Origin of the sequence: Streptomyces sp. CB01580, from assembly GCF_001905795.1 — a bacterium.
In the GTDB taxonomy this organism is placed as follows: domain Bacteria; phylum Actinomycetota; class Actinomycetes; order Streptomycetales; family Streptomycetaceae; genus Streptomyces.
Genome location: NZ_LIXJ01000011.1, coordinates 158,004 through 172,939 on the forward strand (window position 1 = coordinate 158,004; position 14,936 = coordinate 172,939).

The following is a 14,936-nucleotide window of genomic DNA, read 5'->3' on the forward strand; positions in this document are numbered from 1 at the left end:
CCGCACCCGGCCTCGCGCAGCGCCGCCCGCCCGGAGGGCTCAGCTGGTGACGCGCGTGTAGGTGAGGAACACTGCGCCGCTTTTGAGGACGGTGTGGTCGGTGAGGGTCCAGGTGCGCGGCTCGAAGGCGGCCTTGCGGGAGAACAGAGGGATCCCGTTGCCGATGGTCAGCGGTCCGACCTTGACGATCAGCGTGTCGATCTCGGTGTACAGGGAGCCCGCCAGCTCGGCGCCGCCGAGCAGCCAGATGTCCTTGCCGTCCTGCTGCTTGAGCCCTCGCACGGTCGCCACCGGGTCATCGGCGACCAGTTCGACGGCCGGGTCCGGGCTCTCGGCCAGGGTCCGGGAAAATACCAGGTGCCGCAGGTGGGGATAGGCGTCGGTGATCCCGGCCGCAAGACCGACCTCGTAGCTGCGCCGCCCCTCGAGCACAGTGTCGAAGTGTGTGCCCCCCGCCGTGACGGACAGTGCCTGCCGGGCCTGGACGGGCAACGTCTCCGGGTACTCGGCCACGAGGTGCTGGATGTAGTCCTCCGGTATGGGCCAGAAGCCGCTCGGTCCGGTGGGGTCCGCGCCGTCCGGACCCGCGATGAAGCCATCGAGAGTGGTGGCGATGTAGTGGACGAGTCTGCGCACGCCAAATTCCTTCCGTCAGTTCGCTACTGCGGTGCGGCCGGGCGCGCCGGATGGCGTGCCGCGGTTGCGAAGCCGCCAAGTGATCATCGCACCAGAGCAACTACGCGAGCACCGTGCCGTCAAATCTCAGGTTCTGGCTCACTTTCCGTGAAGCGGGCACCGTGGGTGACGGCGCTCTTACTCTTTGGGCCTTGCGGTAGTCATTCGTGCCTGCGCTGGCCGTCCGGCAGGGTCGCAGGACCAGTTGTCCAGGAAGCAGTGCGGAGTACTTGCACGGCGATCTCCAGCACGGTCAGACCATCTGTCGGGATACGGACGGTTCCCGCTGGAGCCTTACGACCTCGCCCACGATTGTCAGCGGCGTCGCGGCGTCCGGGACCTCCGCCCCCGGCATTGTCGTCAGTTGCCGACGTTCCGCGTCGACTCCCTCCTCTGCCTTGGATTCGAAGGCCCCAGACGCCGCTCCTTCTCCCACTGTCAATCGTGGGCGAGGTCGTTAGCCTCGATCCACCGAGTGACTTGCGTCCTGTGGATGTGGAACGAGAAGAGGTGCCTGCTGACCTGCGATGATGGGAGTTCTGACGCTTCCAGCACGTACAATCAGCAAGGCACCTCGTAGATGCAAGTTTCCCACACTCCGGCAGCGGTCTCCGCTGTGTTCGATGACACGAATCTGATCGCGCATGCCAGGCTGGTCCCGGTGATGCGGCTGGCCGAACGGTGCGGTCTGCCGCGGCTGGTGGCCGCGAAGGTGAGACTGACCGGTGCGAGGAACGGTGCAGGGGCCTCACCGGCGGCCAAGGTCGCCAGCATCATGGCCGGGATGGTCGTGGGTGCGGACAGCATCGACGACTTCGGCGTCCTGCGTCGACGGGGGCAGTCCGGCGACGCCGGCGAGCCGGTCGGGGCTGCCGAAGGCCGTCATGTCGCCGCCGGTCGCGGCGATGAACTCCGCGCCGAGCATGTCGCCGATGCCGGGCATGCTGGTGATCACCTCGGCGTCGGGATGTTCGCGAAACCGGCCCTCGATGAGGGCGTTGGTCTGGGCGATCTCCTCGTCGAGGGCCATCACCTCCCTGGCCAGGGTGTGGACCATCTTCGCGGCGGTCTTCTCCCCGGGGATGACGGTGAACTGGGCCTCGGCGGCGGTGACAGCGGCGTCGGCGGCGCTCTTGGCGACGTTCAGGGTGCGGGCGCCGTGGTTCTTGAGCCAGGTGGCCAGCCGGGCCCGGCCGATCCGGCGCAAAGCGGCCGGGGTCTGGTATCCGGCCAGCAAAATGGGCGCGGTCTTGGATGTGCTGTAGCCGAAGGCCCTCTCCAGAGCGGGGAAGTACTCCAGCATCTGCGCCCGCAGCCGGTTGATCGCCCTGGTGCGGGTGGTCGGCGGCGATGAGATCGGCCGGCTGTCGGTCGCCTTCAACACGATGGCCGGACGGCGCGCGGAACTGGAGCGGCTCCGCAAGGCGATGGTCAGCGACGTCGCGCACGAGCTGCGCACGCCGCTGAGCAACATCCGGGGCTGGCTGGAGGCGGCGGAGGACGGCGTCGTCGACAACGACGGGGAACTGCTGGCCTCCGTGCTGGAGGAGGCCCTGCTGCTGCAGCACATCATCGACGACCTGCGTGATCTGTCGGCGGCCGATGCGGGCGAGCTGCGGTTGTCGAAGGTGCCGGTGCCGGTCACGGACGTGCTGGCACAGACCGCACACGCGCACCGTGCCGACGCGGATGCGAGCGGGGTGCGGCTCACCGTCTCCGCCGACGAGGCGCGCTCGTGGACGCGGACCCGGTCCGGCTGCGGCAGATGACCGGCAATCTACTCTCCAACGCAATCCGGCACACGCCACGCGGCGGCACGGTGGCCCTGTGCGCCAGGGCGACGGAGGGCTCCGTACGAATCGACGTGGCGGATACGGGAGTGGGCATCGCGCCGGATGAACTCCCTCACGTCTTCGAGCGTTTCTGGCGCGCCGAGAAGTCCCGCAGCAGGCAGACCGGCGGCAGCGGCCTCGGCCTGTCGATTGTGCGCAAACTCGCGGAGGCTCATGGCGGCACCGTCACGGCGCACAGCGCGCCGGGCGCGGGCGCCGTCTTCAGGCTCACCCTCCCGCTGCTACCGGAGGCGGGCGACGGCGAGAGGCTCGCCGTGCAGTACCTCCACGACGTCATCGATCAGGGCCGCTGACTGAAGCGGGCCGACACACACCAGGCGAAATACCTCGCCGCCGTTGTCAGCTCCTGACGCTCAGGCCTCCCCGACGCCGTCGTCCTTGTCCAGCTCCGGCGCGTCCTGGTATTGCAGGGGCTGCAGCGCACCGGCGGCGGGCGTGAAGGTCGCCAGGGAGAGGCGCGCAGGGTGTCGGCCAGGGGCAGGCGGCTTGACCGAAGTCGGCTTCTGCTGCCAGGTCCTGGTCGCGAAGGGGTGCGAAGTCGACGTCGAGTTTCGGGCTGTATGCCTCGGGTTCGATGCCGAGTTCGTGCGGAGAACCCGGGCGCGGGTCTTGGTGCCGGTGGTCGGCTGTTCTCGCGCCTGGTCAGGAGCGTTGTTGGATGCGGTCGTCCGCGTCGAGGACGGCGAGGTCCGGACAGACCGCGCTTCGACTATTTCCCGTTTCCCATTCCGCATCACAAGCAGCGCGGGCTGTCCACCCGTGAACGCGTGACGAACTCTCTTGAGCCCGTTCCCGATCCTCCGTCCCTCGTCGTTCGTCTTGACAGTGGAGCGCAGCCGCTCAGCGCGCTGGCCGTGCCTGCGGGGTGAGGCCGGATATCTGTCCCATGAAGGTCCGGCGGGCGCACGCGGTGTTGCGGCGCCGGAACCGCCGAACCCGTAACTGGAGCACGACACGTCGGCCGACGCTCGGCGAGCCGGCGGGAAACCGCAGGCAGGAGCTGTGGATCCGGGTCGATCAGGCCCCACAAACCCCAGGCAGGCGGCACCGGCTGTCGTGCGCTGCGCTTCAACGCGCACTATCTCGATGTTCACGTTCACCGACAGCACCGCGATGTCCGCGATTGCCGGGACCAACAGTTCTTCCGACCGGAGCACGACCTCTTCCACGGCCCGGACTTTCAGCCCAACCACTGTGTCGACGGCCGATTTTCGGGCGACTTCCGAAGCTGTCCCGAGACACTCGACCGTCACTCGAAGCGGCCCCTGCAAGGAAGCCGAGCCAGAACCACTCGACGTCGACAAAGCTGCCCTGACCTCCCGCCGACAGGATCCTGACAAGGATCACACACCGCCCTGTGAGCGTGCGTGCCATGAGACACCACACCCGCGGCATTCTGCTGACCGGTGCCGTGAGCGCCGGCCTCCTCAGTCTGGCCCTTCCCGCCACGGCCGTCGGCACACCGCTCGCCGGTCTCCAGGCGGAGCAACCCGCCGAAGCCGGCCCGGACCTGCTCTTCCTCCCCAACATCGACGATGACGCGGGCGCGTGCCGGGACCGGGCCCACACCCTGGTCGAGCGGGCCGTGGACCGCGAGGCCGCCAACGACGATGCGCTGTACAAGAAGCAGGCCGAGCTGGAGAAGGAGCCCGATAGGGAGAAGGCCGAGGCGGAGTGGGCGGAGCTGGTCCGCGCCCACCGCTGGGACCAGAACAAGACCGACCGTGACCTCGCGGCCTGCAACGACGCCGCTGACGACATCGTCAACGGGAAAGACGACGAGGCCGACCTCGCCCGGTTCCGCACGCGTCCCTGGGCCGGTGCCCCTGCCTCCGCGAGCGGACGGATCACGATTCCGGCCAAGGACGCCCATCGGATCCGGCTCTTCGTGCACCGGCCCGGCGGCTCGGCGCCGCTCGGCTGGGAGGCGGTCGGCCCGCAGACCCGTCTGACCGCGCAGGAGCTGCGGCGGGGCGTGGAACTCGGGGTCGAGGGCCTCGACGTGATCAGGGACGCCGCGGACTGGGACGGCCGCACCAGCGTCACGCTCACCGTCACCGCGGACGGCGCCAGCGCGTCGGCACACCTGGGGCTGCGTCAGGCCCCAGTGCTCACCCAGCTCAACACCGCCCCGGTTCAGGAGGTGCTGCGAGCCGCGACCGACGAGGACGACACCTATACTGAGGCCTTCGTCAGGGAGCTGGACGCCGCACTGCCCGACGGCGGGGTGACGTCTCCCTCGCGCGCCCTCGACACCAAGGGCGACACCTGGGCCCAGGACATCTTCGAGCCGGGCTACGTCGCGATCCCCGGTCCGGACGGCCGCCCGCACGGTATGCGGGTCCTCATCACCTCGGCCAACGACGACCGCCGCGTCGCCGCCCGCACCGCCTTCACCGAGTTGGCCGGACACGACGTGGCCGCCGTCCACATCACCCACGTCCCCGACGTGAACGAGAACAGCAGTTACGACTCGATGGGCAACCTGGAAACGGTGCCGCCGAGCCCCGGCAACCCGCACGGCCGCGTCGTGATCGGCGGGGACGGCCTGGCCCCGGGGAAGACCGGTCCCGCCCCGGAGATGCTCGCCTTCCTGCGCGCCCAGGGCATGCAGGACCCGATTTCTCTGGACACCTCGTGGCTGACCATCGGTCACGTCGACGAGTTCGTGCAGTTCCTTCCGGTACCCGGCAGCCGGCTCGGCTGGCGGGCCGTGGTCGCGGACCCGCGTGCCGGTCTCGCCCTCCTGCGTGATGTCCAGAAGAAGGGCCATGGCGGCGAACTCCTGCACGGTGGCCTGCCCAAGCTGGAGTGGCCGTACGACCTGCGCATCGACCAGCGCACCGTCGACGCCTTCCTCGCCGACACTCAGTTCACCGGCACCAACGAGCGGGCCGCCGAACGGATCGACACCAACCTCGCCGTGCTCAGGGCGAAGGCCGGTCTGACCGACGCCGAGATCATCCGCGTCCCGGCCCTCTTCACGGCCCGGTCGCTCGACTACGGAATGCTGGATACAGAGATCCGCGGCATGGAGGACGGCCCGGCCAAGGACGCCAAGCAGAAGCAACTCGAGGCGATGCGGGACGGTGTCGCAGAGATTCCCGGCACAGCCAACGGGCTCGTGCTCAACGACGGTCGATATGTCGCCCCGAAGCCGTACGGCCCGGTCGTGGACGGCAAGGACGTCTTCGCCGAGGCGATCACCGCGGCCTTCCACAGGACCGGCTATCGGGTGAGCTACGTGGACGACCTCATCGGTGTGCATGTCGGCGAGGGGGAGATCCACTGCGCCACCAACACCCTCCGGGGCGTCTTCGGCCCCGGGGCCCGCTGGTGGCGCGACCGCTGAGCTTGTCCTACCTTCCAAGCGTGGGTCTGAGCTGTCTGACCTCGAACGATGTCCCGAACGCGCTCGCTCGTACGAGGATTCCGGGGACGTGAACACGGCCTTCATCTGATCCTGTGCTCCGGCCAAAGAGGCAATTGGCCAGTACGAAGGCCGTGGGGGGAACGAGCCTGCTGCAACCGGGCGTCCGGCGGGAAGCGTTCGTGGTGGCTCACACCGATTGCTGGTTCTCGCAGGACTTCTCCGCACCGGATTTCCTCCTCCCAGCGGCCTCGGCGGCGAGCTCGCGACCCCCGCCGGGACGGCCGTGAGCCCTTCGTCGCCGTGGAGGACATCGCCGACGTCGCGGTGGCCGCCCTCACCGACGACGACCACGCGGGCAGGACCTACGAACTGTCCGGCCCCCCCGCGTACTCACCTTCGCCAAGACCCTCGCCCTCATCGGCGCCACCGTCGGCCGCGAGCTGCACCACCACCTAGTGCCGTGACCGGCAAGGTTTGCCCGGAAGGAGCGGCGTCCGGTGCGTGCGATCGCAAGGCGGCCGAAAGCCCTCGGATGGGGTCTCCCCTGCTCGAACGAAGTCGAGAGCTTGGGGAAGGGCTACGTGGGCTTTCGGCCAACGCCGCGAGCGTGCGTGCCGGGCGGTGCGACGGGGCAAACGTTGCCGGGAGCGGCACTAGACCTGGCCGACTACGACGCCGCCAAGGTCGCGGCGGGCCACGACATCGCGGACGCCGAAACCGTCCCGGCCACCGCCTACGCGACGTCCACAGCCGCGCCCGCCGGTCCACCGGCCCGCCGGGACCACGCTGCAGTCGCGCGACGCCGGTCGCACGTGCGCCGGACGCCCACCGCCCGCCGCCCCCCTCAGCGACGCGGCCGTGGCCCCATGGGGCGAGGGCGCCTGGTGGCCTTCCCTGTGCCGCAGTAGCCGGGGGCGCTGCGCCGCTGTCGGGCGCGGGGTGAACACCGGCGTGCGTGCGCCCAGTTGCCTTGTTACCGAATGCGGACAGACCTGAGTGAACGATGCCTGCCCTGGCGTCATCTCATGGGGTGCAGCACAACAGCCGATGTGGCCGGTCGCCCTGCGGGAACAGGGGAGGTGCCGCGTCCTGACAGACCATGGGGGAGCTTTCATCATGACCACGCACCGTGCCCGCCGTACTGCCCGTTCCGCCGCCCTGGCCGCCGTCACCGCCGCGCTGGCGCTGGGCCTGACCGCCTGCGGCGGCGCCGACGAGGGCTCGAAGGCGGCGGGCGGCGACCACACCGCTGGTACCGCGCAGAGCCGGTCCGCGTCCGACGGGGACGGCAAGGCCGGCGCGGAGCAGGCCAACAGCGGTGGTGACCCCGAGGAGGGGGCGCGCTCGGCGACCACCTCGGGCGGGACGGAGAAGGTCGCGAGCATGGGCACAACGGGCGGCGTCCAGCAGTGCCGCGGAGACGAGATGCTGATCACCGCAGTACACCGGTTCGCCGGTCAGCAGGGCGATCACCTGCTGGTCACCGCGTCGAACGAGGGCAGCAAGCCATGCTGGGTCACCTCGTACCCGGCCGTGAAGCTCGACGGGGACGTCGACGGCGCCGCACTGCCGCACTCGAAGAAGGACAACCCGGGCGGCGACAAGCACATCACGCTCCGGCCCGGAGACAAGGCATACAGCGCGGTGAACCTCTTCGACTACGGCTCGAAGAACCACACGGCGCAGTCGTTCGCCATCGCGCTGCGCGGCGCGGACGGTCGCAACGGTCCCTTCTACTCCGTCGACACCAAGGGCGAGAAGCCGCAGTTCAGCTGGAACGAGGCCGACGTTCTGAACTGGAGCACCAAGAAGCCGTACGACTTCTGACGGCCCGTCGACCAGTGAAGCATCGCCGCCTTACTTGACCGCTCGATCACCTCCGTAGCAGGGGCTACCGAGCGGCTACGCTGGGGAACCGCGATCGTGGCGCTTCTGCGTCACCAGCCGCACCAGCGCTGGCCTGGCCGATCAGCAGGGCGACGCGGTCGAGTGCGGCCTGGGTGGATTCGATCAGCCCGGTGTCGCCCTTGGCGATCCGCAGTCGCAGCGCTTCCTTCAGGCGGGCGCGCGCCAGCACAAGGTCGCCTTGCTCCATGAGGTGCTTGCCGAAGTGCTGGAGGGCGAAGTCGACGAGTTCCGGGTGCTGGCTCCGGGCGGCGTCCAGGGCCCCGCGGTAGAGCGCGTCCGCGGTCTCCATGTCGCCGCCGTAGCGGTAGGCGTCGCCGAGGTGGATCTCGGTGGTGATGACGGCCCGGGTGTTGCCGCCGGCCGTGGCCAGGTCGCCCTGCAACGAGCCGCCCTCGCAACCGACCCCCTCGCACAAGCCCGCGCCTGGTCCGACCTCGCCGTCCACGCCCGCCGCCACGGCCACCACCCCGAAGCCCTCCGCATCAGCCAAACCACCCTCACCACCCGCCAAGCCCGCCACAACCCCCGCTACGCCGCCCTCCTCCACTCCCGCCTCGCCATCAGCCACGCCCGTACCGGAAACCACCCGGCCGCCGCCCGCGCCCTCCTCGCCGCCCAGAACGCCTACGACTGCATCGACCCCGCCGAACCCGCACCGCGCTGGCTGAACTTCCTCACCGCGGCTGAACTCCACGGGCTCGCCGCCATCACCCACCAGGCCATGGGACACCTCATCGACGCCGAGACCGCCACCACCCAGGCCCTCACACTCCTCGAACCCCAACTTCGACGCAGCCGCGCCTACTGCACCGTCCAGCTCGCCGAACTCCAACTCGCCCAGGGCAACACCAACACGGCCACCACAACCGTGGCCACGATCGACACCACCCCTATCAGCAGCCAGAACAACACCGCCCGGCTCACCGCACTCCGCCACACCCTCACCGCCGCATAGGAGGACCACCCAGCCGTGACCGACATACAACTCCGCCACCACACCACCCACCACACCCCCGGCCTGCGCACCCTTCTCCTGGACATCTACGCCGACGTCTACGCCGAGCCGGCACGAACCGACCCCTTCTGCGCCGTCGACCGCTTCGCCGAAGGCCTCGACAACTGGACGACCCGACCCGGCTGGACCTGCACCATCGGATACGACAACGACCAGCCCGTCGGCTACGCCTACGGAGCACCACTTCCCCCGGGCACCGTCTGGTGGCGCGGCCTCCTCACCGACGTCCCCACCGACATGGTCACCGAGACCGGCACCCGCACCTACGCACTCAGCGAGCTCATGGTCCGCACGCCCTGGCGCAGGACCGGCACCGCCCGCCGACTCCACGACGCCCACCTCGCACCACGGCCCGAGCGACGCGCCACCCTTCTGGTCGACCAGAACCACCCCAAAGTCCATGCACTCTACGCAACATGGGGCTGGAAAACCCTCGGCGACCTACGACCCAGACTGCCCGACGCCCCGCTCTTCCACGCCATGCTTCTGGAACTCCCACCACGCCGACCCTGACCCGACCGGCCTCGGCACGTATACGGCGGGGTCTCACCCAACGTGAGATCGCGAGGACGGCACGCCGCCCTGCCCGAGAGCGGCGGCCCGTGGCGCCCTCGCCGAAGTCGTCCTCCGTGAAGCCGACCAGTGCCTGTCCGAACCACTGGAAGGAACGGACATCACAGCGGAATGCACACCCGTGGCAGCACCCTCTGCTCAAGGTGTGAGACGCGCCCGTGGCCGGGGCCTGACAGTGGCCTCTGATTTAATGAGCCCGCTGTAATTACCTTGCAAGAAACGGCCGTTGGGCTGCTCCGTCGGTGTGGTCCTGCGCGCCGTTCCATTGGGAAAAGGACTTCCACTCTATGAAGCGTTCTCTCTCGCGTCTTGCCGTCACCGTGGTGGCGGCGGGTGCCCTGACGGGCCTTCTCCCCGCCTCCACCGCCGCCGCGATCAACCAGACCGACTGCGGCGATAGGACCGACTTCGTGAAGGTCACATACAATGGCGGTGAGGGCACTGTGTGTTATGCCAACAAGGGCGTTGTGACCCCCAACCTCCCGAACGTGAAGCGTGTCTCGTCCGGCAACAACAACATCGAGATGTGGCTGGGCAACGAGGCCATATCCATGAACAAGTGGTCCACGATCGTCGACATCGAGGACCTCAACCAGACGCTGTACGCGCTGCAGATCCGCTGACCCAGCGCGTCCGGACCGGATGAGCCATGACGTGACCTGCGTGCCCCGGGAGGGGTGAGGCAGGTGGTGTATGAACCGTGAGCACTTCCTCGGGAAGAGCTCACGGTTTGCGGATGGGGCACAGCCAACGTCTTGGCCGTCCGTGGCTTCGCCTCCTAGTCCTATGCCGACGCCGTGCGCCGCCGCACCACCCGGCAGGGCCGCGCCACGCTGCTCTGGTGCGGTGATTTCGATGCGAGCGGCGCGGACATCGAACGGGACTGGGTCCGGCGCACCGCAGACTGCTGGGGCGAGGTCCGCCGGGTGCTCCTGACCCGCGAGCAGACCATCGAGTACGAGCTGCTGTCGGCCGAGGGCAAGCACGGCGACCCGAGATGGCCGGCCTTCGCCGCCCGCTACGGCTTCGACCCCCAACGCCCGGTGCAGTGGGAGGTTGAGGCGCTGGAGCCGGACGAACTGCGGCGCCTGGTCCTCGCCGCTGTCGATCCGTGCGTCGACCGCGCCGTGCTCGCGCAGCAGATCGCCCGCGAGGAAGAACAGCGCCGCGCTCTCGCCGCCTTCCTGCATGGCTGGGGCGTGGCGGGAGGAATGTAGCGCTACCGCTGTACTGGGGCCTGGGCGAAGTGGAGCACCAACGCTTTGGCCTGCCTGGCCGCGCCGCTCGTTCCCGGCTGGTCACCGGCTGAGATGGATGCGCGGTGCCCACGTGAAGCAGGTGGGGTGCATGGCCTACCGCCAGCTTTTCTCGGAGGTGCGCCTGTTGAACTCGGTGTCGACCGCGTTCTTCGCGGTCTGCAGGCGCTGGGCGTTGCCGTTGAGGAAACCCGTTTCGAGTAGCGGGTGCAGGTCCCCGTGGCGGTCCAGTTCCTGCTTGAGCCACGTGGCGGGGACGGGCTCGTAATGGTTGTAGCTTCCTTCCTTCCGGATGAAGCACGTGTCGCAGACCGGGCGGCATCGTCCTGCTGGGCGATCATGCGCAGGTACTCGAAGCGCTCCCACGCATCGCGGTACGCCGCCTCGCTGAGAGCGAGGTGTTCGGTGAAGACCGGGCGAAGCTGGTTGTGGAGGCGCTCGGAGGCGTCGTGGGTCCGTACCGTTTCCCAGGGGCTGAGGAGCGCGGCTGCGGCGTGAACCTTCCAGATGTACGGATGTTCAGCCTGGGGTTCGTGGCACGCCATCCGCATGACCCGGTTCCTCGGACTCCAGGCCGTCGAACGGCTCGGCAACCAGGCGGGCCCGGTCATCATGGACCCCGCAACCCGCACCGCGTACGTCCTCGTGCCCGCAGGCACCACCCGCACCTGGAACCACCCCCACACCACCGCCCTGAGCGACTCGGACCACATCGTCCTCCCGCCCCAGGGCAAGCAAACGCCGCCCGGCCCCTACTGGCTGATCACCTCACGCCGACCCCTCACCGACACCGCCGCACTGCACCACGCACTACAGAAAATCCAAGGACACCACCCGGACACCGCCCTGCCCATCGACCTGACCAGGCTGACACTCGACCAGGTCCGCAGCTGGAGCTGCGCACTGTGCGGGGCACGACTCCACGCCGACCGGTCACTGGGCACCCACACCGCCGAAACCGGTCTCCTCACCGAGCCCACCGAACTATGGGCCTGCGCGCCTGCCTGCCGCACCCGCTGAACACCGGGCCCAAAACCCGGCGCGGAGCATGGCCACCCGAGCGAGACCGCCCCAGCAGCGAGGCCCCGATGAAACACCCGAGCAGAACCCGTACCGTCCTGCACGACCCCGAGGGGCGCATCGAAGCCGAACTCCCCCTCGACCGCCGCTCCCACGAATGCCTGGTCAAAGCCGTCCTCGCATGGGGCAGCGAACCGGGCCTGCACGACGCGGACTACCACCAGATCGCACTCCAGCTCACCGGCGCCGCCCGCGCCGTCGCCCACGACCTCCGCACCATTGCCCACCAACTGCCCGACGACCAAACAGCCCGCGCACTCGCCGACCTCATCCTCGAAGACACCGAACGCCGCCTCACCGCCCCACCGCGCGGCATGGTCCGGTGCGTCCAGGGCCGGGCCCTCCTCATCCGCACCCTGTACGAGCGCCTGGATCGCCTCACCGAAGCAACGACCGGCCACGAGGGGGCGACGGCCCCGCCGACCGAACCGGGTGACGGCCCACCTCAGTAGCCGAGTGCCCGGTTGAGCTCGACGATGACGGCGGCCCGCACCTCCGGGGTGTAGGCGGCGACCACCTCTCCCGGGGCGACGCCGAGGCCACGGGCGAGCCGCCCGGTCTGCGCGGGACGCGAACGCGTAGAGAGCCGCGCGAGGAGAGCCCCGTCACCGGCTCGCCCGGAACAGGTCGCGTGAACCCCACTGAGGCCGCAGACATGAACAGCGGCCGCGCCCGCCGACAGGACCGCGCCGGCTGCACCACCGCCGAAGTCGCCCTCTGCGAAGCCGACCGGCGCCTGTCCGCACCCCTGGAAGGCACCGCCCGCTGCGCCCAGAACCGCGCCCGCCTTGCGCGTGCCCTCTACGAGCGCCTGTTGGCTGGGCGGTTGCTTCCAGCAGGGGACCGCAGATGCGACCGGAGGTGTGAACCCCTCAAATCGGGCAGTCCCTGTTCCTGCAGGTCACGCCCCGTGGGCAAGCCCGTCATCCGCACCGACGTCCCATCCGTGCGCATTCGGCCCCTCCTCCAGATATGCGGCGAGCTTCTCCAGGCAGCGCGGCGACAGACGGCACCGTGATCCGCCCGGCCCGCGCGAGACCAGGTCCCCGATCCCACCGTCCCGCCACAACTGGTGCCACCGGCAGGCCAGCTTCCGGCTCACACGGAGATGCTGGGCGACCTCCAGCGGCTTGATCTTCTGCTCGAACAACTCGGCCGCCTGCCGCCGTACGGCCTCCCGACGCTGCCGCCCCTCAGCGGTCAGCCCGCCCCCATCCGCATATCTCGCACAACACGAGATACAGCCCGCACCCCAGGCCCATCAGGCACATCGACAAAGATCACCCTGACGAGCCGAAGTCAGTAGGGGGTGGGTTCTCCACCGGTGCTGTCCATCGCCGAACGGCACCACTGCAGTCCGGTGCCGTGAGCTCAGCGGGTGGTGCGGAAGACGACCTTCTCCGGCCCGTGCGTTTCCTGGCCCTGGGGTTGTCTCGGCTGGTCGGCCGGTTCGAGGGGAAGGCGGAGTTCGGCGACGGCTCCGCCGTCGGGGGCGTTGGAGAAGCGGAGAGTGGCGCCGAGGACGTCGGCCTGACCGGTGGCGATCGTCAGGCCCAGGCCGTGTCCGGTCCTCTTTCCGCTTTCTGATCCGCCTGACTGGCTCCGGAACCGCTGGGGCCCCTGGTCGAGGAGGTAGGCGGGGTAGCCGTCGCCGTGGTCCCGTACGGTCACGACATGGGTGTCAATGGTCACCACGACGGGCGGACAGCCGTGCTTGTGGGCGTTGGCGACGAGGTTTCCCAGCACGCGCTCCAGCCTGCGCCGGTCGGTCTCCACATGGGCGTCCCGTACGATGCGGATCTCGGTTTCCGTACCGGTGGCCCGCACCGCTCGCTCGGTCAGCGGGCCCAGTGCGTGGATGTCCAGGTCGGCCCGCTCCGCCTGTGCGTCCAGCCGGGAGATCTCCAGGAGGTCCTCGGTCAGCCGGCGCAGGGCCCCCACGCGGTCGCGCACCATCTCGGTTGGGCGGCCGGGCGGCAGCAGCTCGGCTGCGGCGTGGAGTCCGGCGAGCGGGGTGCGCAGCTCGTGGGAGACGTCGGCGGTGAAGCGCTGTTCACTGTGGAGCTTGGCCTGCAAGGTGGCCGCCATCGTATCGAGCGCGGCCGCAACGGCGGTGGCCTCGTCCTGGGCGCGGCCCGGATGCTGGGCCCGGGGGTCGTTCACGCGGGCGTCGAGATCACCGGTGCTGATGCGCCGGGCCACATGGGCGATCCGGTGCAGTCGGCGGGTGACACGGGAGACCGAGATCAGCCCGGCCCCGAGGGTGAGGCCGAGCGCGGCGCCGGAGGAGGCGATGATGGCCCGGTCCAGGCTGCGGACGGCGGCTGCCTGATCGCTGAAGTCGAGACGCAGGGCCAGCACCTTGCCCCCGGAGACGGGAGCGGTGGCCCACATGGTCGGGCAGCCCTGGTGGTCAGCGAGCTGGGTTCCGCGTTCGTGCCGCGTCACGGCCATCGCGCGCAGGGGCGCGGGGAGGTCCGGGGGATCCACCGCGGCGTTGTCGCCGAGGGGCTCCCCGGCGACGTACGCGGCCACGGTGCGATCCAGTTCCGCCAGAGCCGAGTCGCGTGCATGAGCCTGGGCCTGCCGTACGGCCAAGACGTGCACCAGGGTGCCGAGCGACGTGGCGAGCAGGCAGCACATGACGGTGATGAAGGCGGCGGACTTCCAACGGAGCGTCGCCGTCCGGGCAGGCAGCAGCTCGGCCCGCACCCGGTTACGCAGCGTCTCCCGGCTGATCCCTTGCCGATGCCCTCGAAGGTATGGCTCGGGTCCGACAAGTACAGCGCCACCGCGTCCGCCTTGAACTCGGGCAAGGACAGGTCCCGTCCTTCTCCCATTGGGTGAAGCGACGGTAGACGGTCTGCCACGGGCCGTACCGTTCGGGCAGATCACGCCATGGGGCGCCCGTGCGCATCCGCCACAGAAACCTCGTTCACCACTGGCGGTGAGCCCGCCAAGGACGCCCGGCGTTGAAGCGCTGTTCGGCGCGAGGCGGGTGAGACGCGGCGACGACAACGATGCCAGGCCTTGGAACCGATCGACGCACAGAGCGCCAGGCGCGGTGTACCGGGCGAGCACGGGCTGGTCGGGTCACCACGACCGGTACCCGGCTCGTGGACTGCCTCGACCGACTGGCGAAGGACGTCCGGCCCGGCAAGGGCCATCGGCGGTGTATCGCGCGGGTACAGCCGACGGGAGGC

General features: G+C 69.5%; 11 protein-coding genes and 5 pseudogenes. 10 read left to right on the plus strand and 6 right to left on the minus strand.

The annotated features are described in order from the left end of the window. Window positions 1-39 precede the first annotated feature (39 nt). The gene (locus tag AMK22_RS18125; protein WP_073786229.1) at window positions 40-636 is read right to left on the minus strand and encodes a dihydrofolate reductase family protein; all 597 of its coding nucleotides are present in this window, start codon (window positions 634-636) and stop codon (window positions 40-42) included. 619 nt (window positions 637-1,255) lie between these two features. Here AMK22_RS18125 and AMK22_RS42355 point away from each other — a divergent pair. Then, window positions 1,256-1,513 (plus strand): annotated as a pseudogene (locus AMK22_RS42355) (IS1380 family transposase); the annotation flags it as partial. Here AMK22_RS42355 and AMK22_RS42070 read toward each other — a convergent pair. After that, window positions 1,424-1,978 (minus strand): transposase, encoded by a 555-nt coding sequence (locus AMK22_RS42070; RefSeq protein WP_073786231.1) that lies wholly within the window; start codon window positions 1,976-1,978, stop codon window positions 1,424-1,426. The pseudogene AMK22_RS42355 and the gene AMK22_RS42070 overlap by 90 nt on opposite strands. A 28-nt stretch (window positions 1,979-2,006) precedes the next feature. On the opposite strand from AMK22_RS42070, the pseudogene AMK22_RS37585 reads away from it, so the two are divergent. The 3 genes and pseudogenes from AMK22_RS37585 to AMK22_RS18150 all read left to right on the plus strand — a co-directional run. Next, window positions 2,007-2,821, plus strand: a pseudogene (locus AMK22_RS37585) (HAMP domain-containing sensor histidine kinase); the annotation flags it as partial. A 1,079-nt stretch (window positions 2,822-3,900) separates the two neighbouring features. Then, window positions 3,901-5,880 (plus strand): protein-arginine deiminase family protein, encoded by a 1,980-nt coding sequence (locus AMK22_RS18145; protein WP_073786238.1) that lies wholly within the window; start codon window positions 3,901-3,903, stop codon window positions 5,878-5,880. A 1,137-nt stretch (window positions 5,881-7,017) separates the two neighbouring features. Further along, window positions 7,018-7,728, plus strand: a complete 711-nt coding sequence (locus AMK22_RS18150) for a DUF4232 domain-containing protein (protein ID WP_073786240.1) — start codon at window positions 7,018-7,020, stop codon at window positions 7,726-7,728. A gap of 64 nt (window positions 7,729-7,792) precedes the next feature. Here AMK22_RS18150 and AMK22_RS18155 read toward each other — a convergent pair whose 3' ends face one another. Beyond that, window positions 7,793-8,191, minus strand: a complete 399-nt coding sequence (locus tag AMK22_RS18155; RefSeq protein ID WP_073786256.1) for a hypothetical protein — start codon at window positions 8,189-8,191, stop codon at window positions 7,793-7,795. Between AMK22_RS18155 and AMK22_RS18160 the strand changes: the two genes are divergently transcribed. The 6 genes from AMK22_RS18160 to AMK22_RS18190 all read left to right on the plus strand — a co-directional run bounded on the left by AMK22_RS18160 (window position 8,129) and on the right by AMK22_RS18190 (window position 12,185). Continuing rightward, a complete protein-coding gene (locus AMK22_RS18160; protein ID WP_073786277.1) occupies window positions 8,129-8,764 on the plus strand; it encodes a hypothetical protein in 636 nt (211 codons plus the stop codon). The two genes, AMK22_RS18155 and AMK22_RS18160, sit on opposite strands and share 63 nt — an antisense overlap. Window positions 8,765-8,779: 15 nt before the next feature. After that, a complete protein-coding gene (locus AMK22_RS18165) occupies window positions 8,780-9,337 on the plus strand; it encodes a hypothetical protein (RefSeq protein ID WP_073786279.1) in 558 nt (185 codons plus the stop codon). 347 nt (window positions 9,338-9,684) lie between these two features. Then, entirely contained in the window at window positions 9,685-10,020 is a 336-nt protein-coding gene (locus AMK22_RS18170) for a beta/gamma crystallin domain-containing protein (RefSeq protein ID WP_073786281.1), read from the plus strand. Window positions 10,021-10,194: 174 nt separating this feature from the next. Continuing rightward, window positions 10,195-10,614 (plus strand): hypothetical protein, encoded by a 420-nt coding sequence (locus AMK22_RS18175; protein ID WP_242434028.1) that lies wholly within the window; start codon window positions 10,195-10,197, stop codon window positions 10,612-10,614. 588 nt (window positions 10,615-11,202) lie between these two features. After that, on the plus strand, window positions 11,203-11,673 hold the full coding sequence (locus AMK22_RS38450) for a hypothetical protein (protein ID WP_143203579.1): 471 nt from the start codon (window positions 11,203-11,205) through the stop codon (window positions 11,671-11,673). 68 nt (window positions 11,674-11,741) lie between these two features. Continuing rightward, on the plus strand, window positions 11,742-12,185 hold the full coding sequence (locus tag AMK22_RS18190; protein ID WP_073786287.1) for a hypothetical protein: 444 nt from the start codon (window positions 11,742-11,744) through the stop codon (window positions 12,183-12,185). Between the two features lie 488 nt (window positions 12,186-12,673). Here AMK22_RS18190 and AMK22_RS18200 read toward each other — a convergent pair. The 3 pseudogenes from AMK22_RS18200 to AMK22_RS40995 form a co-directional block, all read right to left on the minus strand. Continuing rightward, a pseudogene (locus AMK22_RS18200) lies at window positions 12,674-12,973 on the minus strand (helix-turn-helix domain-containing protein); the annotation flags it as partial. A gap of 131 nt (window positions 12,974-13,104) precedes the next feature. Further along, a pseudogene (locus tag AMK22_RS18205) lies at window positions 13,105-14,573 on the minus strand (ATP-binding protein). After that, window positions 14,555-14,755: pseudogene (locus AMK22_RS40995) on the minus strand (transposase); the annotation flags it as partial. The pseudogenes AMK22_RS40995 and AMK22_RS18205, both read right to left, overlap by 19 nt. Window positions 14,756-14,936 lie beyond the last annotated feature (181 nt).

What these genes read in the sequence shown, in the direction of transcription:
- AMK22_RS42070 (WP_073786231.1), bottom strand. Translation starts at nt 1,978, where the DNA reads ATGCTGGAGTACTTCCCCGCTCTGGAGAGGGCCTTCGGCTACAGCACA.
- AMK22_RS18145 (WP_073786238.1), top strand. Translation starts at nt 3,901, where the DNA reads ATGAGACACCACACCCGCGGCATTCTGCTGACCGGTGCCGTGAGCGCC.
- AMK22_RS18150 (WP_073786240.1), top strand. Translation starts at nt 7,018, where the DNA reads ATGACCACGCACCGTGCCCGCCGTACTGCCCGTTCCGCCGCCCTGGCC.
- AMK22_RS18170 (WP_073786281.1), top strand. Translation starts at nt 9,685, where the DNA reads ATGAAGCGTTCTCTCTCGCGTCTTGCCGTCACCGTGGTGGCGGCGGGT.
- AMK22_RS38450 (WP_143203579.1), top strand. Translation starts at nt 11,203, where the DNA reads ATGACCCGGTTCCTCGGACTCCAGGCCGTCGAACGGCTCGGCAACCAG.
- AMK22_RS18190 (WP_073786287.1), top strand. Translation starts at nt 11,742, where the DNA reads ATGAAACACCCGAGCAGAACCCGTACCGTCCTGCACGACCCCGAGGGG.